This is a genomic window from Luteimonas panaciterrae (genome assembly GCF_020511115.1).
GTDB lineage: Bacteria > Pseudomonadota > Gammaproteobacteria > Xanthomonadales > Xanthomonadaceae > Luteimonas > Luteimonas panaciterrae.
In genome coordinates, this window is the sequence record NZ_JAJAVH010000001.1 from 604,057 (window position 1) to 628,011 (window position 23,955).

Annotated in this window: 23 protein-coding genes; 5 read left to right on the forward strand and 18 right to left on the reverse strand. The window is 67.0% G+C overall.

The genetic code is table 11. The features are described 5' to 3' along the window. Positions 1–5 precede the first annotated feature (5 nt). The 3 genes from LG367_RS02690 to LG367_RS02700 are packed head-to-tail and all read left to right on the forward strand — an operon-like array spanning position 6 to position 3,336. Positions 6–1,088 (forward strand): SIS domain-containing protein, encoded by a 1,083-nt coding sequence (locus LG367_RS02690; RefSeq protein ID WP_226467664.1) that lies wholly within the window; start codon positions 6–8, stop codon positions 1,086–1,088. After that, positions 1,088–2,242 carry an N-acetylglucosamine-6-phosphate deacetylase gene (nagA, locus tag LG367_RS02695; protein WP_226467665.1) on the forward strand — a complete coding sequence of 385 codons (1,155 nt, stop codon included), beginning with the start codon at positions 1,088–1,090 and terminating at the stop codon, positions 2,240–2,242. The genes LG367_RS02690 and nagA overlap by 1 nt, the downstream gene beginning before the upstream one ends. A gap of 5 nt (positions 2,243–2,247) precedes the next feature. After that, positions 2,248–3,336: an acyltransferase family protein gene (locus LG367_RS02700; RefSeq protein ID WP_226467966.1), complete on the forward strand. Its 1,089-nt coding sequence runs from the start codon at positions 2,248–2,250 to the stop codon at positions 3,334–3,336. A 69-nt stretch (positions 3,337–3,405) separates the two neighbouring features. Here LG367_RS02700 and LG367_RS02705 read toward each other — a convergent pair whose 3' ends face one another. From LG367_RS02705 to LG367_RS02725, 5 genes are all read right to left on the reverse strand, one after another. Further along, on the reverse strand, positions 3,406–4,746 hold the full coding sequence (locus tag LG367_RS02705) for a S41 family peptidase (protein WP_226467666.1): 1,341 nt from the start codon (positions 4,744–4,746) through the stop codon (positions 3,406–3,408). Continuing rightward, complete coding sequence (locus tag LG367_RS02710; RefSeq protein WP_226467667.1) at positions 4,743–5,234, reverse strand: MarR family winged helix-turn-helix transcriptional regulator; 492 nt, start codon at positions 5,232–5,234, stop codon at positions 4,743–4,745. Before LG367_RS02710 ends, LG367_RS02705 begins: the two co-directional genes overlap by 4 nt. Positions 5,235–5,313: 79 nt before the next feature. Then, the gene (locus LG367_RS02715; RefSeq protein WP_226467668.1) at positions 5,314–6,534 is read right to left on the reverse strand and encodes a multifunctional CCA addition/repair protein; all 1,221 of its coding nucleotides are present in this window, start codon (positions 6,532–6,534) and stop codon (positions 5,314–5,316) included. A 13-nt stretch (positions 6,535–6,547) separates the two neighbouring features. After that, the gene (locus LG367_RS02720) at positions 6,548–6,925 is read right to left on the reverse strand and encodes a PH domain-containing protein (RefSeq protein ID WP_226467669.1); all 378 of its coding nucleotides are present in this window, start codon (positions 6,923–6,925) and stop codon (positions 6,548–6,550) included. Positions 6,926–7,004: 79 nt separating this feature from the next. Further along, on the reverse strand, positions 7,005–8,993 hold the full coding sequence (locus LG367_RS02725) for a lytic transglycosylase domain-containing protein (protein WP_226467670.1): 1,989 nt from the start codon (positions 8,991–8,993) through the stop codon (positions 7,005–7,007). A 173-nt stretch (positions 8,994–9,166) separates the two neighbouring features. Between LG367_RS02725 and LG367_RS02730 the strand changes: the two genes are divergently transcribed. Further along, on the forward strand, positions 9,167–12,064 hold the full coding sequence (locus LG367_RS02730; RefSeq protein WP_226467671.1) for a TonB-dependent receptor plug domain-containing protein: 2,898 nt from the start codon (positions 9,167–9,169) through the stop codon (positions 12,062–12,064). Positions 12,065–12,300: 236 nt separating this feature from the next. On the opposite strand, the gene LG367_RS02735 is transcribed toward LG367_RS02730, so the two are convergent. From LG367_RS02735 to LG367_RS02750, 4 genes are all read right to left on the reverse strand, one after another. Continuing rightward, the gene (locus LG367_RS02735; RefSeq protein WP_226467672.1) at positions 12,301–13,062 is read right to left on the reverse strand and encodes an endonuclease/exonuclease/phosphatase family protein; all 762 of its coding nucleotides are present in this window, start codon (positions 13,060–13,062) and stop codon (positions 12,301–12,303) included. Between the two features lie 89 nt (positions 13,063–13,151). Beyond that, positions 13,152–13,976, reverse strand: coding sequence for a thiol:disulfide interchange protein DsbA/DsbL (locus LG367_RS02740; RefSeq protein ID WP_226467673.1), 825 nt, complete (start codon positions 13,974–13,976; stop codon positions 13,152–13,154). A gap of 62 nt (positions 13,977–14,038) precedes the next feature. Beyond that, a complete protein-coding gene (locus LG367_RS02745; protein ID WP_226467674.1) occupies positions 14,039–14,725 on the reverse strand; it encodes a thiol:disulfide interchange protein DsbA/DsbL in 687 nt (228 codons plus the stop codon). Positions 14,726–14,845: 120 nt separating this feature from the next. Continuing rightward, complete coding sequence (locus LG367_RS02750) at positions 14,846–15,700, reverse strand: c-type cytochrome (protein WP_226467675.1); 855 nt, start codon at positions 15,698–15,700, stop codon at positions 14,846–14,848. Positions 15,701–15,983: 283 nt separating this feature from the next. On the opposite strand from LG367_RS02750, the gene yihA reads away from it, so the two are divergent. Further along, positions 15,984–16,604, forward strand: a complete 621-nt coding sequence (gene yihA / locus LG367_RS02755) for a ribosome biogenesis GTP-binding protein YihA/YsxC (RefSeq protein WP_226467676.1) — start codon at positions 15,984–15,986, stop codon at positions 16,602–16,604. A gap of 33 nt (positions 16,605–16,637) precedes the next feature. Here yihA and LG367_RS02760 read toward each other — a convergent pair whose 3' ends face one another. The 9 genes from LG367_RS02760 to LG367_RS02800 form a co-directional block, all read right to left on the reverse strand. Beyond that, positions 16,638–17,333 (reverse strand): VIT1/CCC1 transporter family protein, encoded by a 696-nt coding sequence (locus LG367_RS02760; protein ID WP_226467677.1) that lies wholly within the window; start codon positions 17,331–17,333, stop codon positions 16,638–16,640. 108 nt (positions 17,334–17,441) lie between these two features. Then, positions 17,442–17,888, reverse strand: a complete 447-nt coding sequence (locus LG367_RS02765; RefSeq protein ID WP_226467678.1) for a hypothetical protein — start codon at positions 17,886–17,888, stop codon at positions 17,442–17,444. A gap of 45 nt (positions 17,889–17,933) precedes the next feature. Continuing rightward, positions 17,934–18,437 (reverse strand): hypothetical protein, encoded by a 504-nt coding sequence (locus LG367_RS02770; protein WP_226467679.1) that lies wholly within the window; start codon positions 18,435–18,437, stop codon positions 17,934–17,936. A gap of 11 nt (positions 18,438–18,448) precedes the next feature. Next, complete coding sequence (locus LG367_RS02775; RefSeq protein WP_226467680.1) at positions 18,449–19,876, reverse strand: leucyl aminopeptidase family protein; 1,428 nt, start codon at positions 19,874–19,876, stop codon at positions 18,449–18,451. Continuing rightward, positions 19,873–20,649, reverse strand: a complete 777-nt coding sequence (locus LG367_RS02780) for an HAD family hydrolase (RefSeq protein ID WP_226467681.1) — start codon at positions 20,647–20,649, stop codon at positions 19,873–19,875. Before LG367_RS02780 ends, LG367_RS02775 begins: the two co-directional genes overlap by 4 nt. Positions 20,650–20,723: 74 nt before the next feature. Further along, on the reverse strand, positions 20,724–21,245 hold the full coding sequence (locus LG367_RS02785; protein WP_226467682.1) for a hypothetical protein: 522 nt from the start codon (positions 21,243–21,245) through the stop codon (positions 20,724–20,726). Further along, positions 21,242–21,730 (reverse strand): phage holin family protein, encoded by a 489-nt coding sequence (locus tag LG367_RS02790; RefSeq protein WP_226467683.1) that lies wholly within the window; start codon positions 21,728–21,730, stop codon positions 21,242–21,244. The genes LG367_RS02785 and LG367_RS02790 overlap by 4 nt, the downstream gene beginning before the upstream one ends. A gap of 45 nt (positions 21,731–21,775) precedes the next feature. Continuing rightward, positions 21,776–22,144: a hypothetical protein gene (locus tag LG367_RS02795; protein ID WP_226467684.1), complete on the reverse strand. Its 369-nt coding sequence runs from the start codon at positions 22,142–22,144 to the stop codon at positions 21,776–21,778. A 127-nt stretch (positions 22,145–22,271) separates the two neighbouring features. After that, positions 22,272–23,747 (reverse strand): Do family serine endopeptidase, encoded by a 1,476-nt coding sequence (locus tag LG367_RS02800; protein ID WP_226467685.1) that lies wholly within the window; start codon positions 23,745–23,747, stop codon positions 22,272–22,274. Between the last annotated feature and the right edge of the window lie 208 nt (positions 23,748–23,955).

Genomic DNA, 23,955 nt, shown 5'->3' on the forward strand with positions numbered 1-23,955 from the left:
AAGTGATGTCAGACGTGCCCAATGGGGCGGTGGCCGGTGGATTGCCCGCTCCCGAGCAGACCTGGATGTTTCGCGAGGCGGCGGAATCCTGCGATGCGATCGCGCGCCAGTACATGCGCAACATCGATGTCGTGCGTGCGCTCGGCGAGCAATTGCGGCAGTCGCCGCCGCCGTTCGTGGTGACCTGCGCGCGCGGCAGTTCCGATCATGCGGCGACTTACGCCAAGTATCTGTTCGAGACGCAGCTGGGCATCGTCACGGCTTCGGCCTCGCCCTCGGTGGGATCGGTGTACGCGGCACGTCAGAGCGTGCGCGGCGCGTTGTATCTGGTGATCTCGCAGTCGGGCAAGAGTCCCGATCTGCTGCGCAATGCCGAAGCGGCCCGCGAAGGCGGCGCGCGCGTGGTGGCGCTGGTGAATGTCGAGGATTCGCCGCTGGCGCAATTGGCGGAGGTGGTGCTGCCGCTGCGCGCGCGCGAGGAGCGCAGCGTCGCCGCGACCAAGAGTTATCTGGCCTCGCTGGCGGCGATCTTGCAGCTGGCGGCCTACTGGAAACGCGACGCGGCACTGATCAATGCGCTCGATGCGTTGCCGGACGCCTTGCGCGAAGCCTGGCGGATGGACTGGTCGCCATTGATCGATGGCCTCGCGGATGCGCGCAACCTGTTCGTGCTCGGTCGCGGACTGGGCCTGGCCGCGGCGCAGGAAGCGGCATTGAAGTTCAAGGAAACCTGCGGCCTGCATGCCGAAGCCTACAGCTCGGCGGAAGTGAAGCACGGGCCGATGGCGCTGGTCGGGCCGGGATTCCCCGTGCTGGCATTCGCGCAGCCGGATGAAACCGAAGCCGGGACGTTGGCGCTCGCGGAGGAATTCCGCGCGCGCGGCGCGCCGGTCTGGGTGGCCGCCACGCGCGGCGATCCTTCGGCGAGGCCCGGCGAGGCCTTGCCGTTGCAACCGGCGCCGCATCCGGTGTGCGCGCCGTTGCTGACGATCCAGAGCTTCTATCGCGCCATCAATGCATTGGCGCTGCGTCGCGGCCGCAATCCGGACATGCCGCCGCATTTGAACAAGGTGACGGAGACGGTGTGATGTCGGCTTCTGGCAAGCTCGATGCGTTGGTGAATGGTCGCGTGCTGGCGGACGAGGAGATTCGTGACGGTCTGGCCGTGCTCGTCGAAGGCAGCCGCATCGTCGCCGTCGTGCGCGAGGACGATGCGCGACTGCGCGATGCCGAGCGTCACGACCTGCAGGGTGGCACGTTGCTGCCGGGCTTCATCGATGCGCAAGTCAACGGTGGCGGCGGCGTGCTGTTCAACAACGCGCCCGATGTCGACGCCATTCGCCGCATCGGAGCGGCGCATCGCCGCTTCGGTACGACCGGCTTCCTGCCGACGCTGATCAGCGACGATCTCGAGGTGATGCGGAAGGCGATCGCGGCGACAAAAGACGCGATCGCGCAAGGCGTGCCGGGCGTGCTCGGCATCCATCTCGAAGGTCCGTACCTCGCACCCGCGCGCAAGGGGACGCACGACGTCGGCAAGTTCCGTGTGCCGGATGCGGAAGAACTCGCGGCGGTGACCGCGCTCGATGAAGGCATCACCTTGATCACGCTGGCACCGGAGCAGGTGCCGGTCGCCTCGATCCGCGCGCTGGTGGAACGCGGCGCGATAGTGGCAGCGGGCCATACCGCCGGCAGTTACGATGAAATTCGCGCGGGTCTCGAAGCCGGTGTCAGCGGTTTCACCCATCTCTACAACGCGATGTCGCCGCTGCAGGGGCGCGAGCCCGGCGCGGTGGGCGCGGCGATGGAGGATCGCGACAGCTGGTGCGGCGTGATCGTCGATGGCGTGCACGTGCATCCGGCCAGCCTGCGTGTGGCGCTGGCGGCGAAGCCACGCGGGAAGATATTCCTGGTCACCGACGCGATGCCGCCGGTGGGCGCGAACGATCCGAGTTACGAACTGTACGGTGAAGTGATCACCGTGAAGGACGGCGTGGTGCGCAATGCCGCCGGATCGCTGGCGGGATCGGCGCTCGACATGGCGACCGCGGTGCGCAACGCCGTCGACATGCTCGGATTGTCGCTGGCGGAAGCGGCACGCATGGCTTCGACGTATCCGGCGCAGTTCCTCGGTCTCGGCGAGACGCATGGCCGCATCGCGGCGGGTTATCACGCCGATCTGGTGCTGTTCGACGACAGCATGCAGGTCGTTCGCACGTGGATTGGCGGCATCGCCGCCTGATCAGCATGGGCGCGAGCGAATCGGCTGCGGCGATTCCGCGTTTTTCTTCTGTCGATGCGCTGCGCGGTCTTACGGTCGCGGCGATGCTGCTGGTCAACAATCCGGGCGATTGGGGGCACGTCTATGCACCGCTCGAACATGCGGAGTGGCATGGCTGCACGCCGACGGACTTGATCTTTCCGACCTTCCTGTTCGTGATGGGCGTGTCGATCACGCTCGGTATCGCGCCACGCATGGAGCGGGGAGTCGATCGAAGCCGGTTGCGGCGTGAGGTGCTCCTCCGCGCGGCACGCATCGTCGGGTTGGGGCTGCTGCTGCATCTGATCGCGTGGATCGTGCTCGATCGCGACTATTTCCGTCCGTGGGGCGTGCTGCAGCGGATCGGCGTGTGCTTCGCGGCAGCCGGTTTGCTGGCGATCCAGGTTCGGGCTCGCACGCAATGGTGTGTACTGGTGGCCTTGCTGCTGGGTTATTGGGCCTTGCTCACGGCCGGGGGGTCGTATGCGCCCTGGACCAATCTCGCCAGTCGTGTCGATACCGTGTTGCTGGGGTCGCTCAATTACAAGTTCGATGCCGCCACCGGACATGGTCACGATCCGGAAGGTTTGCTCAGCACTTTGCCGGCGATCGCCACCGCCTTGCTCGGTGTGCGCGCCGGTGCCTGGTTGCGTGAAGGCAATAGCAGGTATCTCTGGATCGGTGGTTTGTTGTCGCTTGCACTCGGTGGCGCATGGGCACTGGTGTTTCCGCTCAACAAGAATCTGTGGACCTCGTCCTACGTATTGTGGACGGGTGGATGGGCGATGCTCGCGCTCGCGGCCTGTCACGTGGCGATCGATCGCTGGGGCTGGCCGCCACTCGGCCGTCGCTTCGGCGTCAACGCCATCGCGGCGTTCGCGGGCTCGGCGTTGATGGTCTACGTGTTGCTGGCCCCGGGCTGGTGGGAGCCGCTGTATCGCATTGGCTTCGCGCAGTGGATGACGCCGCGTTTCGGCCCCTATCTGCCGTCGCTGACGTTCGCACTGGCGTTCGTCGCGGTGTGGTGGGGGATTGTGTACTGGATGGATCGGCGCGGCTGGCGGTTGAAGATCTGATCTATGAAGCCTGCAGATCGTCATCCCGGCTTTCGCTGGAATGACGACATCTCTCTATCTCGAGTGGAACTATTGCTCACGCGGATAAACGCGCGGCGCGGGATCGTCATGCCAATAGAGCTCGAGTGTTTTCCCGTTGAGCCTCGCGCGCATGATGTCGTTGCCTTCGATGGAGAACAGGCCGTCCTGCGTCAGCGGTGACAGGCGTGCCGCCGGTCGGTTGGGCCGCACCAGCCAGAGCGCATCGTCGCGATACGCGATCTCGATCGGCGCCGGGCCCGTGCCGGGCGCGCCGTAACGTCCCGCCAGCGCCATGAGCACCGAAGGCGCGAGCGCAACCGGATGCAATCGCGCCTCCACGCCCGTCTTCGCCCACGCATATTCGGTGCGCGCCTCGGGCGTCGCTTTGGTATCGGCGGACAATCGGTCCAGCGCGCGCACCTGTGCGACGTCGAACGCTTGCGCGGAAGGCGTTTCCACATCCGGCGCCACGCCGGCGCCTTCCCAGTTGCCGTGGCTGACCGGATGCTCGGGTCGGCCATACGACACGCTGAGGATGAAGCCCGGCGCCACCGGCAGCAGCTTGTTGTTGTTGGCCGCACCGGCGGTCTTGACGCCGATCAACTCGCCCAGCTTGAACTGCTGTACGTCGTAGGCGAAGGCTTCCGCGGCCGAGCCGGTGAAACCGTTGATCAGGACGTACAGCGGCTTGCCCTTCAACCGGCCCGCGGGGAGATATTCGAGCGTTCGCGATTGCACCGGCGGCTTGGAGCCTTCCAGGAACGTCATTTCCAGCGTGTCGCCGTCCATGAAATGGCTGACGAGGTAGCGTACCGCGGCATGCGAGCCGCCGCCGTTGTTGCGCAGGTCGATGATGATCGCGTCGCCGTCCTTCAGGAAGCGCATCGCATCGTCGTAGACCGCGCCGGTTTCATCGTTCACCCATTCGAAACCGCTGATCTTCAGGTAACGAAGATTGCCGGACAGGCGCTTCATCTCCACCAGGCCGTGATGGTCGCGGATCGCCTGTTTGCGCATGAAGGCGTCTTCGCCCGCATCGCTTTCCGGTGCCGCCAGCGCCGCGGCATAGGCAGCCGGATTGACCTGCAAGGACAGATGATGGTCATGCGCGACATCGCGCAGGTCTTCGGTGATGCGTTCGGCGAAGAGGAACGAATCGTCCACATCGTAGCGGCCGGCTTGCTGTTCGCGATCGAGCCGCTCGATGATCTTCGGTCGCATCTCCGGGAAGACATAGCGCTCGCGGAATTCCGTCTTGATGGCTTCCAGTGCGGCGCTTCGCGTCTTCGGCGAGAGTGTTGGCAGCCCCGATTTGGGAGGCGGAGCCGCGACTGCGGTCGTGCAGAGCAGGCCGAATGCGACTAACAGGGAGCGCGCATACCGCTTCATCGGAAAGCTTCCTTGTCGGAGGAGGGGGAGTTCGCGATCGAGGCAAGCCGGTCGCCGAAGGACTGGCGTTCCAGTGCCTCGATCGCTTCATGCAGCAGGGCCGAAAGCGGCATCGACAGTTCGCGATCGAGCGCTTCCGCCGCCGCGTTGGTGGCGATCCACTGCTGTTTCAGTCGCGGCACGATCGCTTTCGCCGCGGGCGTGAGCGCGACGATGCGCTCGCGCGCGTCGCCGCCGGGGCGCAACTTCACCAGTCCCTGTTTCGTCATCTGCGAGACGGTCTGGCTGACCGCCGAATGGGTGATGCCGGCGTGCTGCGAAATCGTGCGGATCGAAGCGGGGCCGAGTTCGAGCAATGCGCGGACGATCGGCGTGAAGCGCGGCCGATAGCCGGGGGCGATGCGGGCGTAGGTGTCTTCGACGGCGCCGTCGAGGGTTTCGGTCAGGTGCCGGAGCAGGGTGCCGAGAGTGGCGGTGCGCAGGGTCATGACGGATATATAACAGTGCTGTTATATCTCCGCATATGCCATTGGATGGGGCGGATGGATGGCTTGGAGGCTGCTTCGCCTAGCGCCGCGCCGCGGCGATCGCGGCGATGCGGGCCTTGCGCAGCGCTTCGCCGAGTTCGGGGCCGGAAAGACCGATGCCGGCAAGATCGGCGCCGCGCACCGACGCGGCGGCGGCATGCAGGCGCTGCAATTCGCGGCCCTGCGGATAGTCGAGGTCGGCGAGTCCCGCGCGGCCGCGCTTGTCGGCTTCGCAGACGAGCGCGAGAAGTGGAATGCGCTCGGGCTTGCGGAAGGCATCGCAGCGCGCGAGCAGATCGTGCACGGTGTCGTTGCGCAGTTCGAGCAGGCGATGCACGTTGAGGTGTTCGCGACAGGCGAGCAGGGCGAGGTCGCGATGTTCGGCGGGGACGCGCAGCCGTTCGCTCAGGGCGCGCAACGGCGCCGCGCCGCGCTGTTCGTGCAGGATATGTTTCGGCAATTCCTCGACGGGCGTCAGCGCCTTGCCGAGATCGTGGGTGAGCGCGGCGAATCCGACGACATCGTTGCCGGGTGCGAGCCTGGCGGCCATGTCGCAGACCAGTTCGATGTGAATGCCGGTATCGATCTCGGGATGGAATTCGGCGCGCTGCGGCACGCCGTAGAGCGCGTCGACTTCCGGCAGCACAACGCGCAACGCGCCGCAATCGCGCAGCGTGCGCAGGAAGGCGGACGGCCGCGCGCTGCGCAGCACGCGCGCGAGTTCCTGCCACACGCGTTCGGGCACAAGCGCGTCGAGTTCGCCGGAGGCCGTCATCTCGCGCATCAGCGCCATGGTCTCCGGCGCGACGGTGAAGCCGAGATCGGCCAGCCGCGCCATGAAGCGCGCCGCGCGCAATACGCGCAGCGGATCCTCGACGAAGGCCGGACCGACGTGGCGCAGCACCCGCGCCTCGATGTCGCGGGCACCGCCATAGGGATCGATCAGCGCGCCGTCCGGCATCTGCGCGATGGCGTTGATGGTGAAGTCGCGGCGCTGCAGGTCCTCTTCCAGCGTCACCGACGGATCGCTGTCGACGACGAAGCCGCGATAGCCGCGTCCGGATTTGCGTTCGGTGCGCGCCAGCGCGTACTCCTCGCCGGTTTTCGGATGCAGGAACACGGGGAAGTCGCGCCCGACCGGCTTGAAGCCGGCATCGAGCATCGCCTGCGGTGTTTCGCCGACGACCACATAGTCGTTGTCGCCCGCGGGGAGGCCGAGCAGTTTGTCGCGGACGGCGCCGCCGACGAGATAGGCCTTCATGTCCGGCGCGGCGTCACTTCGAAGTGTTCTGCGCCAGGATCGCGACGATGTCGGTGGCGCCGGAGTTGCGGCCCAGGTGCAGATCGAGCGGCGCGGCCTGGCCGGAGATCCAGATGTGCAGATCGGCTTCCAGGTCGAAGTGTCCCGCCGTCTCCAGCGCGTACATGACGATGGCGCGATACGGCACGCTGCGATATTCGACTTTCTTCGCGGTCACGCCCTGTTTGTTGACCAGGATCATGCGGCGGTCGGTGAAGACGATCAGGTCGCGGATCAGGCCGAAGGCGCGTTGCAGGGTTTCGCCCGGGGCCAGCAGCGGCGCGAATTCCTCGCGGATGTCGTCGATCGATTTTTCGCCGGCGTGGCCGAGCAGGGTGTCGATGAGGCCCATGAGTGGCTCCGGTCAGGCGGAAGGCCCATTGTAGGAGCCTTGCCCCTCGCCGGGGCCACGTGTGATCAGTCGGGTGTGATCAGCCAGAAGTCGCCTTCGTGGCGGTACAGACGAATTTCTTGCGCTTGTCGGGGGCTTGCCCGCGCAGACGCTGCGAGACCGGCACGGCGTCACCATTCATGCGCCAATCGTAGAGCACGCTGAAGGCGAGCACGCGCGCGACGTATTCGCGGGTCTCTTTATAGCTGATCGTTTCGATCCAGAAATCCGGATCCATGCCCGGCCGCTGTGACTGCCAGCGCGCCACCGGCGCGGGACCGGCGTTGTAGGCGGCGATGGCGTAATAAGGCTGGCCATATTTGTCGAGCATCTGGCGCAGATAGGCGCTGCCGATGGCGATGTTGGTGTCGGAGTCGTACAGGCTGTTCGCGCCCGCGTAAGGAATGCCAAGGCGCTTGGCGACGCCGGCGCCGGTGCCGGGCAGCACTTGCATCAGTCCCATTGCGTTGGCGGAAGAGCGTGCTCTCGGATTGAAGATGCTCTCGGCGCGGATTTCCGCGGCGACCCAGGCCGGATCGAGTGTGTTCTTGGCCGATTCGCGGCGAATGGTGTCGCCGTGGTGCAGCGGGAAGCGCAGTGTGTACAGGCGCGATTCGTCCGGATAGTTCTTGCCGCCGACGTTGACCAGGCCGAACACGCCGCGATCGAACCAGCCGTTGTCCTGCGCCACTTCCACGGCGAGACGGCGCTGGGTGTCGTCGAAGCGCGACAGGGCATCGTCCCATTCGCGTTGCGCCCAGCTGGTGCGGTCGATGCGGTTCAGAGCGACCGCGCGGATCAGCGCGGGATCGCGCGCGACCGCGGCCTTGGCGCTTTCGCTGTCGTTGGGGTCCCACGGACACAGCGTGTACGGCAGATTGAGCCGATCGGCGGCGAGGAAGCCGTGGAAATCCGATTTCGTCGCGGCGGCGCGGTAGAACGGTTCCGCGGCGGCCTTGTTGCCGGTGAGTTCGGACAGGCGCGCGGCGAAGTAGCTCCAGCGCGAATCGCTGCGTTGCTTCTCGCCCATCTTCTTGATGGCGGCGAGCGCGGCGGGCCAGTCGGAGCGCGTCATCGCTTCTCGCACGCGCCATTCGTGCAGGCGTTCGTCGTAGGCGGCATCCGGCACGGCGTTGAGGCGGCGTGCGGCGTCGGGTTCGTAGGAGGCCACCGTCCACAGCGCGGCCTGGTACAGCACGCGATTGCGCTCGGCATCGTTGAAGCCGAGTGCCTGGGCGAAGCGTGGCAGCGCCATTTCCGCGGCGACCGGCGTGGATTTCGCCAGCCGCGCCAGGCCTTGCGAGGCCATCAGGCGGCTGCGCGGAGTCTTGGGCCAATTCAACGCGCGATCGTTGACCGCTTCGAAGAAGGCGGCGTAATCGTTGGCGAGCGCGAATTCCTCGGCGGGCAAGCCGCGCGCGGCGGCGCGGATCACCGACGGCTGCCATTCCTCGGCGGCCTTGTCGATGCGTTCCCAGCGCAGAGAGGCGGGCAGCCCGCCCTTGGCGGCGAGGATGTTGAATGGCGCATCGCAGCTGTCGGGCAGCGGCTTGCCGCTGTTGCGCCACAGCGCCTGCGCATCCGACACCCACTGCGCATCGGCGCGGCCGGTGGCCTGACGGGCGTCGAGTTCGGCGCATTGCAGCTTCACGTCCTTGATGCCGGGCTTCCACGCGGCGAGAAACGCCGGCCAATCGTCACGACGCGCGGCCGCCGCCAGCCAGACTTCGCGGAACGTCTCGGCCACGGCCTGGCCCTGGTAGCGCTTCAGGAAGGCCTGCGCCTGCGTGTTCGGCAGGGTGTCGATGTTGCGGCGCAACCCGGCGTATTCGAGCCAGCCGAACAGCGGATCGCGCGCGAATGGCGTGCTGTCGACCGGCTGTCCGCGCTCGCTGGCCTCGATGGCGGCGCGGATGGCGGTGTCGGACGAGGTGGTCTGGCCCTGCGCGGCGCAGGCGAACGTGGCGCAGGTGAGTGCGGCGCAGGTGAAGGCGGCCGCGATGAGCGGAACGAGTCGTGATTTCGGCATCGGCGGACTATAGCCGAAGGGAGGTGAACCGGATTTTTCGCACATTTTTGACGCACGTCTTGGTCACGACCGGTGCTTTCGGCCTTGTATGTGCCGGTCGACTTGTTTACAAAGTCGTAACGTCGTGGGAACAGGGGCGCGACGTCCAGACCAAAAAATCCGGGAGAGAACCGATGAAGTCGTTGTCCCGCCATCGGCTGGCTGTTGCAGTCCAGCTGTCGCTGTTGTGTGTATTGCCCGTTCTGGCTCAAGCCCAGGAGGCGCAGCCCCAGCAGACCCAGGCCGACGAGGCCAAGACCCTCGATACCGTCACCGTGACGGGATCGCGCATCAAGAAAGCGGAACTCGAGACCTCGGTCCCGGTGCAGGTGCTCAGCCGCGAGGACATCGACCGGAGCGGGTTCACCTCCGTCGCCGACATCGTGCAGAACCTTACCGCCAGCGGCGCGGGCCTCAACACCAAGTTCAACTCCAGCGGCAACTTCGGCTTCCCGCCGGACGGCGGCGGCGTCGGTGCCGGTGCGGCCACGGTGGATCTGCGCCATCTCGGCGCCAAGCGCGTGCTGGTGCTGGTGGATGGCATCCGCTGGGTCAACGAATCCTCCGCCTCGGGCGTGGGCGCCTCGGTCGACCTCAACACGATTCCGCTGAACATCATCGATCGCATCGAGGTGCTGGAAGACGGCGCCTCGTCGATCTACGGCTCCGACGCGATCGCCGGCGTGGTGAACATCATCACCAAGCGCAACGTCGAAGGCGCGACCGTCGAGGTGCACTACGGCCAGAACAGCAAGCTCGATGGTGGCGAGACCTATGGCGCCGACATCAGCTGGGGCGGTACCACCGAACGCGCGCAGTGGTTCATCGCCGGGTCGTACTACAAGCAGAAGGAAATCTCGTCGTCGGAATACTGGGCGGCGCGTGAGCCGGTGCCGGGCACCGGTTTGGCGAACGGAAGTTCGGCGACGCCGAACGGGCGTTTCGTCTTCCAGGATCCGAATAGCGGACAGGTCTACAGCATCACGCCCAACACCGGCATCACCGATCCCACCTACGCCAGCGGGCAGCCGGACTGCCCCACCGCGCGCACCGATGATTACCACTGCTTCGGCACGCCGGACCGCTTCAACTTCGCGCCGTACAACCTGCTGCTGACGCCCTCCGAGCGCAAGTCGATCTTCGGCCAGGTGCGCTTCGAGTTCACGCCGAGCTTCAGCGGCTACGCCAAGGCGCTGTACAACGAGCGTGAATCAGCCAATCAGGCCGCGCCCGAGCCGATCTTCCTCGGCACCGATGCCGGCGTGTACAACAAGTGGGCCGAGAGCCTGCTGGTCATTCCCGCCAACCAGGCCTACAACCCGTTCGGCTTCGATCTCACCACGATGGGGAGCAGCCCGAACCTGTTCCTGATCGGCCGTCGTCCTGTCGAGGGCGGTCCGCGCCGCTACGAGCAGAAGGTCAAGACCTGGTACGTCAACGCGGGCCTGGAAGGCACCTTCAACGTCGGTGACCGGCCGTGGAGCTGGGACGTCAACTTCGTGCGCAGCGAAAGCAAGGCCGATCAGACCAACTACGGCAGCTACAACCTGCGCAAGATCAACCTCGCCCTCGGCGATCCGGCCGTGTGCGCGGCGACGCCGGGCTGCGTGCCGCTGAACATCTTCGGCGGCCCCGGCACGATCACGCAGGACATGTTGAACTGGATCCAGCCGGTCGTGCGCGACGAGAGCGAAAACAAGCTGACGCTCGCCTCGGCCAACATCACCGGCGATCTGTTCGAGATGTGGGCCGGTCCGCTGTCGTTCGCGGCCGGTTACGAATACCGCAAGTACGAAGGCAGCTACACGCCCGATCCGATCACGGTCGCGGGCGAGTACAACGGCGTGCCGTCGGGCCCGACTTCCGGCGAGTACGACGTCAACGAAGCCTATCTCGAACTCAGCGTGCCGCTGATGAAGGATTCGGGCCTTGGCAAGAGCCTCGACCTCAGCCTCGCCGGCCGTTATTCGAAGTACTCCACCTTCGGCAGCAAGAATACGGGCAAGGTTGGCCTGCGCTGGCAGGTGACCGACGAGTTCCTGATCCGCACGTCGTGGGCGCAGGGCTTCCGCGCTCCCACCATCGGCGAGCTGTACGGCACTCTGAGCCGCTTCGATGCGACCTTGCAGGATCCCTGCTCGGGGCTGGCCACGGTCACGCCCGAGTGCGTCGCCAACGGTGTGCCGCAGGGCTACGAGCAGACCAACTCGCAGATTTCGGTGGTCACCTCGGGCAACGGTGAGCTGAAGCCGGAAAGCAGCCGCAGCTTCATGCTGGGCGCGGTGTGGAGCCCGTCGTTCGCAGACAACACATCGTGGTCCGACAAGCTCGATCTCGGCGTGACGTTCTACAAGCACGAGATCACCGACGCGATCCAGGCGCCGGACGCGCAGGCGATCCTCGACCGCTGCGTCGCGAACGCCGATCCGGCCGCGTGCGCGGCGTACAGCCGCAGCTCGACCGGCCAGATCATCCGTTTCGACGACATCCTCGACAACCTCGGCACGATCAAGACCGACGGCTGGGATTTCACCGCCGCCTGGACGCTGCCCGAGCAGAATTGGGGCCGCCTGCGCTTCGACTGGAAGAACACGTGGGTGACCCGCTACGAGCTGGTCAACGAAACGGGACAGCTGGAGCCGCGTCAGCCGGGCATCGAAGTGAACAACAGCGCGATTCCGGAATGGACGTCGACGCTGGTGACGGATTGGAGCCTCGGTCCGTGGAGCGTGGCCTGGTCCATGCGCTTCATCGACGGCGTGGACGAATCCTGCGGCGGCGCGAACGGTTTTGCCATCTGCGACGACAGTGGTAACGACATCAACCACCTCGGCGCGGTCACCTATCACGATCTGCAGGTGTCCTGGGAAACCCCGGCCATTGCCAAGGGCTTGAAGCTCACCGCCGGCGTCAACAACCTGGGTGACAAGGATCCGCCGACCTGCCTGAGCTGCTCGCTCAACGGCTACGACGCTTCGACCTACGATCTGCCGGGCCGTTTCTGGTACGCGCGGGCGAAGTTCGAGTTCTGAAGTCGATGTTCAAGTTGTGATGGAACGAAGCTGGGTGAGGGAGCGCACGCTTAGCGGACGCCTTCAAGGCGTCTGCTGCGCTCCCGAACGCCCGGCCATGGATGGCCGGGCCGGACGCTCCGAAAGCCAGTGACGTTGCGCCAGGGATGGCGTCAAGAACAACGTCCATGGATTCCCGCCTTCGCGGGAATGACGAGCAAAAAGCGAGTGCCGGGAACGCCGCGGAAGCCGTTGGCTCAACGCCGCAACGCGGCCTCGGGAATCTCCAACTCCACCGACAACGCCAGATGATCCGAATACGCCGCCGGCAGCGCGCGCATGTCGCGTGCGCCGAGGTCGCCGGTGACCAGAATGTGGTCGATCGCGCGTTGCGGGCGCCAGCTCGGGAAGGTCGGCACCAGCGATACCGAAGGCTGCAGGCGCGTAAGCCGGTACAGCACGCCCATTTCGGGGCGTTCGGCGGTGCAGTTGAAATCGCCCATCAGCACCGCGTGTGGATGATCGCTGATGAGTTCGGCGATGTAGGCCAGCTGCGCGCGTCGCGATTGCGCGCCGAGCGAAAGATGCGCCACCGCGACCAGCAGGCCTTCCTCGCCCTCGCCGAAGCGCGAGAGCAGCACGCCGCGTCCGCGGACGCGGCCGGGCAGGGGATAGTCGATCACTTCCAGCGGTTCGAGCTTGCTCAGCAGGGCGTTGGCGCTGGAGGCGACGTTGCCGATACGGCGATTGGGCTGGTGGCTCCAGTAGTCGAAGCCGCCGCGCTCGGCGAGATAGTGGGTCTGGTTGGTGAAGCCCGAGCGCCAGCTGCCCGGATCGCTTTCCTGCAGGCCGACGATGTCGTATTCGCTGGCGAGCTTGGCGATGGCGTCGAGCGAACCGCGCTTGTTGCCGGCCGGCAGCACGTGCGACCAGCTGCGCACGGCGTAATCGCTGTAGCTACGCGTGCTGGAGCCGGCCTGGATGTTGGCGCTGAGGAATTTGAGGCGTTGCGTCGCCATTCGGGCGAATTATCCCTGCTCGTCAGTGTCGCGGGAAAGCGGGACTGACGAGCGGCGGGAACCGCGCATGGCGGCTTCCGGCGGGACGATTACTTGCTCCCCGACGCGCGCTCCTGCGCGATCAGCTGATCGGCGATGCGCAGCTGATCGTCGCGCGAGGTGCCTTTCACCAGGTACTTGCCGTTGACGATCAGCGACGGCGTGCCCTGGATCTGGCTGCGCAGCGCGAACTGCTTGGCCTTGCTGGTCTTGCCGGCGATGGTGAAGCTGTTCATCGTGCTGATGAAGGTTTCGGGATTCACGCCGTACTTGGCGTAGAACTTGGCGATGTCCTCGAGCGAATCGCGGCCGCGCTCGCCCTTGAGCGTCTGGTCCATGTGGATGGCGCGGTACAAGTCGTCGTGGCTCTTCTCTTCGATGCCGAGCGCCTGGGCGGTGTAGAAGGCCTTGGCGTAGTCGTCCCACATGCTGCCGAACAGCGCCGGTACGTAGGTGAAGCGCACGTCGGCCGGCAGCTTGGCCTTCCAGGCGGCCAGCTGCGGCTGGAAGCTGGCGCAGGCGGGGCAGACGAAGCCGAACACCTCGACCACCTCGATCTTGCCGTTGAGCGGATCGAAGGGCTGGCCGTTCTTGATCTCGTCGTAGTCCTGACCCGGCACGAGCGCGGCGCCGCTGTTGGCGGCCGGTGTCGATGCGGCGGGCGGCGGCGTGGCTTCGGCCGGTTTTGCATCGGCCGGCTGCGCGTCGGCAGCGGGTGTGGTGGCGGCATCCGCGGCCGGTGCCGCTTCGGCGGGCGCCGCGGGCGTTTCGCTCGTGGCCGGCGTCGCGGTGTCGGCGGGCGCGGCGTTGTCCTGGCGCGTGCAGGCGATCAGTGGCAGCAGGGACAGGGAGAGGAGGGCGAGGCGCAGGTTCATCGGATGACTCTCTCGTGGTGTTCGAATCGTTGGCGCGGCGGCGTGTGCGGCGGATCGTGCGATCAGGGCTGCTTGCCGGCCGCGGCGCGTTCTTTTGCGATCAGGTAATCGGCGATCTTCAGTGTATCGTCCGGAGACTTGCCGTCCACGCGGTACTTGCCGTTGATGATCAGCGACGGCGTGCCTTGCAGGTTGACGCTCAGCAGGAACGTGCGCGCCTTCTCCATTTTCGCATCGACGGCCGGGCTGGCCATCGCGGCCTTGAGCTTGGCCGCGTCCACGCCCTGCTGGCTGTAGAAACTGGCCAGTTCGTCGACGCTGGGGCGGCTCTTCGGCACGGTGCCGCTGTCGTGCACGGCGTGGAACAGGGCGGCGTGGGTCTTGCGCAGCACGCCGAGCTGCTCGGCGGCGAAGAACGCGCGCGAGAAATTGTCTTCCGATTCGAAGGCGGCCGAGAGGTAGCTGAACTTCACGTCCTTGGGCAGCTTGGCCTGCCAGGTCTGCACGTGCGGTTCGAATTCGGCGCAGTGCGGGCACCAGTAGGCGAAGACTTCCACCACTTCGATCTTGCCCTTCTGCGGCTGCCAGGGCTGGGCGTTGATGACGGCGTAATCCTCGCCCTCGACCGGTGCGGCGGAAGAGGAGGACTGCGCGCAGGCCACGAGGGGCAGCAGCAGGAGCAGGAGGGTGGCGAGGCGACGGATCATGGCGGGCCTGAAGTCAGTGGTCATGGTGGTCGAGAAGGTCAAGGATGCCATCCGTTGGCGGCATGGCTGGCTTCGGGAGGCAAAAAAATGCCGGTACAGGGAACTGTACCGGCGTCTGATTCAAGGGCTGTGCGGGGTTCGACAACACCGATCCCCGGAAGTTCATCCGCCCTGGGCGGGGGCCTGCGCGGGCGGGGTGGTGGCGGCAGGCGCGGGAGCGCTCGCGGCCTCGGCCATCGCTGCCTGGGTCTCGGCGTCCGGGCGCTCGTGCAGGCCCTGCAGGTAGCTGCCCAGCGACTTGATTTCCTCGTCGGTCAGCGACTTGGCCACGGTGGCCATGATGTTGAACAGGTGCGCATCGCGCTCGGTGGTGGTGCCGGCGCGGTATTCCTGCAGACGGCGCTCGACGTAGGCCGCTTGCTGGCCGCCGACGTGCGGGTAGGCCGGGCCCGGATTGCCGGCGCCGGCGGGGCCGTGGCAGGCCATGCAGGCGGGGATGCCGCGGCTCTTGTCGCCGGCGCGGAACAGTTGCTGGCCGACTTCGTAGAACTTCTTGTCCTTGTTCGGGCCATCCTTGATGACGGTGTCGTCGGCGATGCCGGCGCCCGCCTTCTGCGTGGCGAAATAGGCGCCGATGTCGCGCATGTCCTGCGCGCTGAGCGAGGAGGCGAAGGGCACCATCACCGCGGCCATGCCGGTGTTGCGTTCGCCACTCTTGAACAGGGCCAGCTGGCGGGAGACGAAGCGCTCGCTCTGGCCGGCGATGCGCGGGTACTGCGGATCGGTCGGATTGCCGTCGGCGCCATGGCAGGCGGCGCAGGCGGCGGCCTTGGTGGCGCCGGCCTTCGGGTCGCCCCACTTCGCCTTGTCCAGTTCGGACACCGCCGAAGCGTCCAGCGGCGCGGTCTGCACCGGGGCGTTTTCCGGCAACGGTGTCACCGTGGTCTGGGCATAGGCGGCTGCCGCCACCGCGAAAGCGGCGAGGCCGGCGATACCGTAGGTGCGAGCGTGGCGCATCAGCTGGGCTCCGAAAGGCTTGGGTCGTGCTTCAGATTGTTCGCGAACCCCCAGGCCCGCGTCACGACACGGACGCTGATCGCGCCCGCTCGAACGCGGAATTATCGTCGCGGGCCGTTGGCGCGGTCAAACCGAAGCCGCGGCAATCGGGCCGCCGTGGATGCCGGATGCCATCCATGAGGCCGACTTGGACCGCCGGACCGATCCCTCCATGACCGGATCATTCGGAGCCGCGGACGACACGTCGGCCAGGCGCGACCCCCGATCATGCGATCCTTACTGCATGGCCCCACCCAACCCACTCGCTCGCGCCCGCTATCTCCTCGCGGCCCATACGCACAAGCAGCTGCCGCCCGATGGCGGCTGGGAGGTCGCCTTCGCCGGCCGCTCCAATGCCGGCAAGTCCAGCGCCTTGAACGCCCTGTGCCAGCAGAACGCGCTGGCCCGCGTCTCCAAGACACCGGGTCGCACCCAGCAATTGGTCTATTTCGAAGTGCCTCCGCACGAGCAGCACTACCTCGTCGATTTGCCCGGCTACGGCTACGCCAAGGTGCCGCAGGAACTGCAGGCGCACTGGCAGGCCTTTCTCGACAGTTACTTCGGCAGCCGCGATGCGCTCAAGGGATTGGTGGTGGTGATGGACATCCGCCATCCGCTGAAGGATTACGACCGCCAGATGCTCGGCTATGCCGTCGAGCGCGGACTGCCCGCGCATGTGCTGCTGACCAAGGCCGACAAGCTCTCGCGCGGCGCGGCGTCGAACACGCTGCAGGCGGTGCGGCGCGAACTGTCGTCGGCGTTCGGCGACAGCGTCAGCGTGCAGGCGTTCTCATCCTCGGCCAAGCAGGGCGTGGACGAGGCGCGGAGCGTGGTGTCGTCTTGGCTCGGGTTGCGCGAAGGCTGAGCGCGTCGCGTCGTCGCCTCGCACCTGCTCGCCTCACACCCGCGCGTCGAACAGGCTGCCCACCGCCGAGGCGGCCGCCATCGCCAGCGCACCCCAGAACGCCACGCGCACGCCGCCGCGCAGCATCGGCGCGCCGCCGATCCATGCGGCCAGCGCGCCGGAGCCGAACAGTCCCAGCACGGTGATGGCGGTGACGATCCTGCTCGTCCACGCCTCCGGTGCGAGCAGCACCGCCACGATCGGCAGCAAGGCGCCGCACGCGAATGCGCACGCGGAAGCCATCGCGGCCTGGAATGGCTTGGCGCGCAACGGTTCGGTGATGCCGAGTTCGTCGCGCGCGTGGGCCTGCAGTACGTCATGCGCGCTCAGCTGGCGCGCCACTTCCGACGCCAGTTCCGGCGCCAGGCCGCGCTTGATGTAGATGTTGGTCAACTCCGCCAGTTCGCCCTTCGGGTCCTCGCGCAATTCGCGTTTCTCGATGCGAAGGTCGGCCTGTTCGGTATCCGCCTGCGACTGCACGGAGACGTATTCGCCGGCGGCCATCGACATCGCGCCGGCCACCAGTCCGGCGATGCCGGTGGCCAGCAGCGTCGTCTGGTCGACCCCGCTGGCGGCCACGCCGACGACCAGGCCCGCGACCGAGACGATGCCGTCGTTGGCGCCGAGTACGGCCGCGCGCAGCCAGCCGCTGCGCTGGATCAGGTGGCGTTCGCGGTGACGTCCGGCCATCTCGGCCCTGCTGTCGACGAGGATGGTGCGATCATGCCATCAGTGTGAGGACTAGCGTTGCTGCGGCACCCCAATGGTGTCGGGTGATTTGTTACCGCCGAGCGTGGCCTAGTAGCCAGTGCCCGGATTCGGCGCATCGGGTGCTTGTCGAGGCGAGAAGCGATCGCTGACAGGCGAAGCCCAGTACGCCAGCGCGAGGATCACGCCCCAGAGGATGCTGGAGATCTCGAACAGGGCTTGTTCCGCAGCCGACGACAGTGCGGGCCCGGAAAGGGGGATGAGGGCGATGCTGATGATCGTCGTCACGAGCGCCAGCGTGCGTGCCCACGACTTGAAGAAGAACATGCCGACGTAGCTGGCGAGCATGCCGATCAGCAGGACGGCGACGATGCCCAGGAAGGGCCAGAAATGGTCCATCCAGGCCGGCGCCGGTTCGTTCGCGTAAGCGTTCGTCAGCTCTTGCGAATATCCGCCCGGGATGAAGGAAACGACGATGCCCGCGACGAAGAGGACGCAATACACGGCCAGCATCAGGCGGAATCTGCTTGCGGTCATGACGACATCCTTGCGTTGGAGTTCGGTTTCGCCGTGGCGGCGCGACTAGGGAAGGCTTTTCTGCATGTCGCAGACGGCGAGGCCGGCGACGAGCTGGTAGTAGCGCATGGCTTTCGCGTCCTCCAGCTTTTCCGGATCGCCGAGCGCGCGTTGTTCCTGGTGCATGGCCTTGCATTGCTCGGCGAATTCCTTGTCCGACAGCTTCGGCGCTTCTCCGATCGGTGCGCCGTCGACATTGGACACCATGTCGGTGACGCTGCCGTTATCTCCGCGAGGGAAAACATCGACCTGATAGACGAAAGACTTTCCGGAGCACGCTTCGACGGACCAGTGTTCGACCGAACCCCCGGCACGTTTCTCCACGGTCCTGGAACCGGTGGCCTTCTTGAAGGGACAGTCGGGGTGTTGCAGATCGTGCCATTCGGCGACGTCGCGGATCACGGCCGGAATGTGCGATTTGGGCACGGCAGTATCGCGGAAGTCGGTTGCGTTCGCAGCGCCGGCCGCGAGCACAAGCATTGGAATCGCGATTCGTGTCCAGGCGCGCATGACGACAGCCGTCAGTCCGCCTGACTCGCGCGCCGCTTGAGCAGCGCGTAGACGGCGCGCAATCCTTGCGCCTCGCCGCCGGCCGGACGTCCCGGACGATCGTTGTCGTTCCAGGAATACACATCCAGATGCGCCCACTTCTGCTCGGCGGGCACGAAGCGCTCCAGGTACAGCGCCGCGGTGACGCTGCCGGCCATGCGCGAGGGGCCGCCGTTGGCGAGATCGGCGATGTTGCTGGTGAGGTAGCGCAGGTACGGACGCCACAACGGCATGCGCCAAAGTGGATCGCGTGTCTGCATGCCGGCATCGAGCCAGCCCTGCGCGAGCGCGTCGTCGTTGGCGTACAGCGCCGGCAGATCCGGGCCGAGCGCGATTCGCGCGGCGCCGGTGAGCGTGGCGAAATCGATCAGCCAGGCAGGTTTTTCCTCGCTCGCCAGCGTGAGCGCGTCGCACAGGATCACGCGGCCCTCGGCGTCGGTGTTGTCGATCTCCACGCTCACGCCCTTGCGCGTGGCGATCACCTCGCCCGGACGGAACGCGTTGGGACCGATCGCGTTCTCCACCGCCGGAATCAGCAGCGTGAGCCGCAGCGGCAGCTTGCGCGCCATCACCAGCTCGGCCAGGGCGAGCGCGTGCGCCGCGCCGCCCATGTCCTTCTTCATGTTGCGCATGCCATCGGCGGGCTTGATGTCGAGGCCGCCGCTGTCGAAGCACACGCCCTTGCCGACGAGCGCGATGTGCGGATGCGCAGCGTCGCCCCAGTCGAAGCGGATCAATCGCGGCGCGCGATGCGAGGCGCGGCCGACGGCGTGGATGGCGGGGAAGTTACGCGTCAGCAGTTCATCGCCGACCACGCTTTCGAAACTGGCGCCATGTGCCTGCGCGATCTCGTGCGCGATGGTTTCCAGCTGCTCCGGCCCCATATCCTCGGTGGGCGTGTTGATGAGGTCGCGCACGCGCGCACAGGCGTGCAGGAGGTCGGCGGTTTCCGCATCGATCTCGGCCACCACCAGCTGCGCCGGCGCGCGCGGCGCCTCGCGGTAACGCGTGAAGCGGTAGGCGCCGAGGCCCCAGCCGAGATGCAGCGCGCGCAGCGCTTCGTCGTCGATCTTGGCGTCGAGCTGCCACAGCCCCGGCGGCAAGACGCTGGGTGCGTGCGCGTAGGAGAACGGATCGAGCGGGTCGCCGATGCCGAGCACCGCGGCGGCGAACCCGCCATCCTCGCCCGGCAGCGACAGCACCGAGCCTGGTGCGGCGTCGAAGGCATGCGTCTGCAGCCATTGCGCCAGCGCGGGCGTCTGGCGTTCGCGCCAGGCGGCGAAGCTGTCGCGATGGATCAGATAGAACGGGCGCGGCGTCTGCGTTTGATCGCGCTGGACAGAATCATGCTGGGTAGCGCGTTCGGGATCGAGTCGGACGAATCCGTTCGGGAGATTCATGCGCGGGCAGCTCGTGAAAAAGGAAGGACGGCGGCATCGAGCCAGTCGGCCAATGCGGTCAGCGTGTCGAATTCGAGATCGGGGCGCGGATCATCGTGGGGCCATTCGCTATGACCACGCACGGCCGGATCGGCGCAGCGCGCTTTCTGGTCGGCACGGTTGATCCAGCAGGTGCGCAGCCCGGCGCGCGCGGCGCCGACCACGTCGAGATCGGCATCGTCGCCGACGTGCAGTACCTGATCGGGCGCGACGCCGAGGCGTTCGCAGGCGGCGAGGAAGATGCCGGCTTCAGGCTTGGCCGCGCCGTGTTCGTGGGCGCGCAGGTAGAAGCGGAAGTGGTGCGAGAGGCCGATCCGTTCCAGATCGGCATTGCCGTTGGAGAGCGCCGCCACCGGCACGCGCGCGGCGATGCGTGCGAGCGCGTCGAGGCTGTCGGGATAGCACTCGACTTGATTGCGCGCGGCGTAGAACGCTTCGTAGGCGGCGTCGGCCAGGGTCGGATCGGCGCCGCTCTCGCGCAGCGCGTGCGCCAGCGTCATGCGCCGCAGCGTGCCGATGTCGTGCACCAGCTGCGGGTTCGCGGCGACCACGCGTTCGCGCAAGGCGCGCATCTCGGGAATCGGAAAGAGTTCCGCGGTGCGCGGGCTGTGTGTGCGGAACCAGTCGTCGAGCACCCGTTCGATCCGCGTGGCGATCGGCGCGAACGGCCAGAGCGTATCGTCGAGATCGAGGGTGATGGCGCGGACGGGGAAATTGGATTGAGAGCGAGGCACACCCGTATGTTACGGGATCGGGCGAAGCGGCGGCTCTGGCTTTTCCCTTCTCCCGGAGGGAAAAGCGATAGCCCTCAGCGCTCCGAGATTTCCGTCGCCGCCTCGGCCGGGCGCGGCGGCGCATTCCAGGTCGGGTCCGGCTTGCGGCGGCGGTCGGAGGGCGGCACGGCTTCGGGTTCCGCCGTGGCCGTGACTTCAGCCGCGTGATGCGCGGCTTCGATGTCGTTCGCGGGCTCGGCCTCGGACGGCGTCCGCATCGCCGCGTCGTTCGCCGCATCGGCGGCCTGTTCGGTCGCTTTCTTCGCCGTCGCCGCGGCGAGCCCGCTCTGCAGCGATGCCAGCAGCCCAGACACCGCGGTGAACAACTGCACCCAGCGCGCGCTGTTGAATCCACCGAGCTTGCGCACGACGCGTCCGGGCCGCGCGCGTCCGATCAGGAAACCGCCGACCAGGCCGGCGAGCAGGATCCGCGTTGGCGTCCAGCTCTCACGCCAGGTGTCCTTCAGCGAGGTGGCGTGCGCCTGCGTCTGTTCGAAGCGGCCCTCGACCAGGCGTTCGCCGCGGATCACGCGCTGCTTCAGGCGTTCGAACTTCATGGCTGCCGTGCCTGCGCGTCGGTTGTGTTCAAGGCCTCGCCGTGCGGTTCGGCGACGTCATCCTCGTCATCGCCACCGATGCCTAGCCGCGCCAGCTGGCGCCGCGTGGCATGCATGCCGGCGTAATCGAAAAACACCGACACGCGCCAGGCGGCGATCGCGGTGACGGTGAGGCTCAGTGCCGCGGCGATGGAAATCGAGGCCAGCCACGGCAGCCCCAGCGATTGCAGCAGCGCGATCAACGCGGCCATCGCCAACAGCCAGGTGGAAGCGCCGAACACGATCGCCACCGCCAGCCACGCCAGCGCGCGTCCGCTGGCGCTGCGCGCGAGGGCGAGGTCGGCGCCGATCAGGCGGCGCAGCGCGCGCCCGGTATCGAGCGCGGAATCCAGCGTCGCGCGCCCCGCGGCATGGATGCGGCGCACGCTTTCGTCCAGATGCGGCGCCTTGCCGGCGTCGGCATCCTCGCGGCGTTCCTCGCTCACGATGTTCCCCTCAACGCATTCCCCCTCGACGCAGAGGGAATCAGCTTACCTGTCTCCACCGCCGCCGCGCGCAAGCTTGGCGATGATGAAACCGGCGGCGAACGCGACGCCGAAGGAAGCGAGCGGACGCTCGCGGATCAGGTCGGCGGCGCTGTCGATCAGGTCGCGGCCCTTGTCCAGCAGCGCATCGACCTGTTCGCGCGCGGCCGCGCCGCCTTCCTCGAGCGCGGCGATGCCGGACAGGGCGCCGTCGGCGAGATCGGCCTTCAGCTGCGCGCGCCCGAGGCGTGCTTCGTCGCCGGCGGCGCTGGCGGCATTGCGCAGTGTTTCGCTCGCGTGGCTGGCGGCGTCCTTCAGATGCGTGCCGGCTTCGCCGAGATTGCTCTTGAAGTTTTCGCTTGCGGTCGGATTCATCACGAGCTCCTTTGCATGAGTGCCTGGGAAGTGTGCCGGACGATGGGTTGCCGGAGAGTTAAGCCTGTGTGCTTGCTTTGCCCGTCATTCCCGTTTTCGCGGGAATGACGGGCTTATTCCTGAATGGTCACCGCATCAGCAGATTGCCGGTCGTCCCGCCGCGCAGCACGCGCAGCACCAGCTGCGCGGGTTTTTTCTCGAAACTGGCGCGGAAGCTGGGCAGGTCGGCGAACTCGCCATTGCTGCCTTCCACCACGATGTCGTTCGGACGCAGCCCGCTGTTCCAGGCGCGGCTGCCGCGCGTCACCGTGCCGACCTGCAAACCGCCATCGGCGCCCATGCTGCGCAGCTGCTGGCGCGTGCCTTCGTCCAGTTCCTTGAAGGTGGCGCCGGCCAGACGCGCATCGAGCGCATTGCCGTCGAGCGCGCGCGGGCTTTCCTTCAGCGTCGCGGTGAGCTGCAGCGCCTTGCCCTCGCGGCGCACGTCGAGCGTGACGCGGCTGCCGACGTCCTGCAGACCTTCGAAGTTGTGCAGGGACGGGCTGTTGTCCACGCGCTGCCCGTTGGCGGACAACACCACATCGCCTGGCTGCAATCCCGCGGCCGCGCCGGCCGATCCGGGATACACGCGCGTCACCACCGCGCCGCGCGGCTCGTCGAGCCCTAGCCCCTTGGCGATGCGATCGTCGACGTTCTGCGTCTCGATGCCGAGCGTGCCGCGCTTGACCTCGCCGGTGCTGACCAGCTGGTCCTTGATGTTGCGCGCCATGTTGATCGGAATGGCGAAGCCCAGGCCGATATTGCCGGCCATGCTGCCGCGCGGATTGAAGCTGGCGGTGTTGATGCCGACCAGCTCGCCGCGCAGATTCACCAGCGGGCCACCGGAATTGCCGGGATTGATCGAAGCGTCGGTCTGGATGAAGTTCTGGAAGCCGGCCACCGGAATGCCGCTGCGGCCCACGGCCGAGACGATGCCCGAGGTCACCGTCTGCCCGAGGCCATAGGGATTGCCCATCGCCACCACGAAATCGCCCACCTGCAGCGCGTCGCTGTTGCCGAGCGGGATGGCGGTGAGGTTCTTGGCGGGGATGCGGATCAGCGCCACGTCGGTATCCGGATCGGAGCCGAGGAATTCGGCTTCCAGCGTGCGGCCGTCGGCGAGCGTCACCGACACGCCGTCGGCGTTCACCACGACGTGGTGGTTGGTGAGCACATAGCCGTTCTGCGCATCGATGATCACGCCCGAGCCGAGCGCGCGCTCCACGCGTTCGCGCGGCATGTCGGGAATGCCGAAGAAGCGGCGGAAGAACGGATCGTCGGCGAACGGCCCGAGCGGGCTGGCCACGCGCACGGTCTGGCGGCTGTACACGCTGACCACGGCGGGGGTGACGCGCTTGAGCATGGGCGCGAGCGAGGGCACGGCCTGGCCCTCGACGGTGGCGGGCAGGCTGGCCATGGTGGCCGGCACGGCCACGGGCGCCGCCGATTCGGCACGGGCGGGCTGTTCCAGGCCTTCGCGCAGGGCCGTCGCGGCGAAGCCGCCGAAGGCCGCGGCCAGGGTCAGGGCGAGCAGGGTCTTGGTAGGAGTCGACAACCGACGCATGGGGTCCTCATGGGTGGATCGTGGTGCGCGACGCACAGTGTGCCGGGGCGGGCCCGGGGACGGCGTCGCGCGGTCCGATTAAGACGTTCAGTTTTGATGGAGACCGTTTAATCGGGGATGAAGTTTCGCCGATCCGTGGCGGCCAGGCGCCCTCCCGTCCCCCCTGAAATCAGCCCTGAAAACGCCCGGATCCAGGCTCGTTAACCGC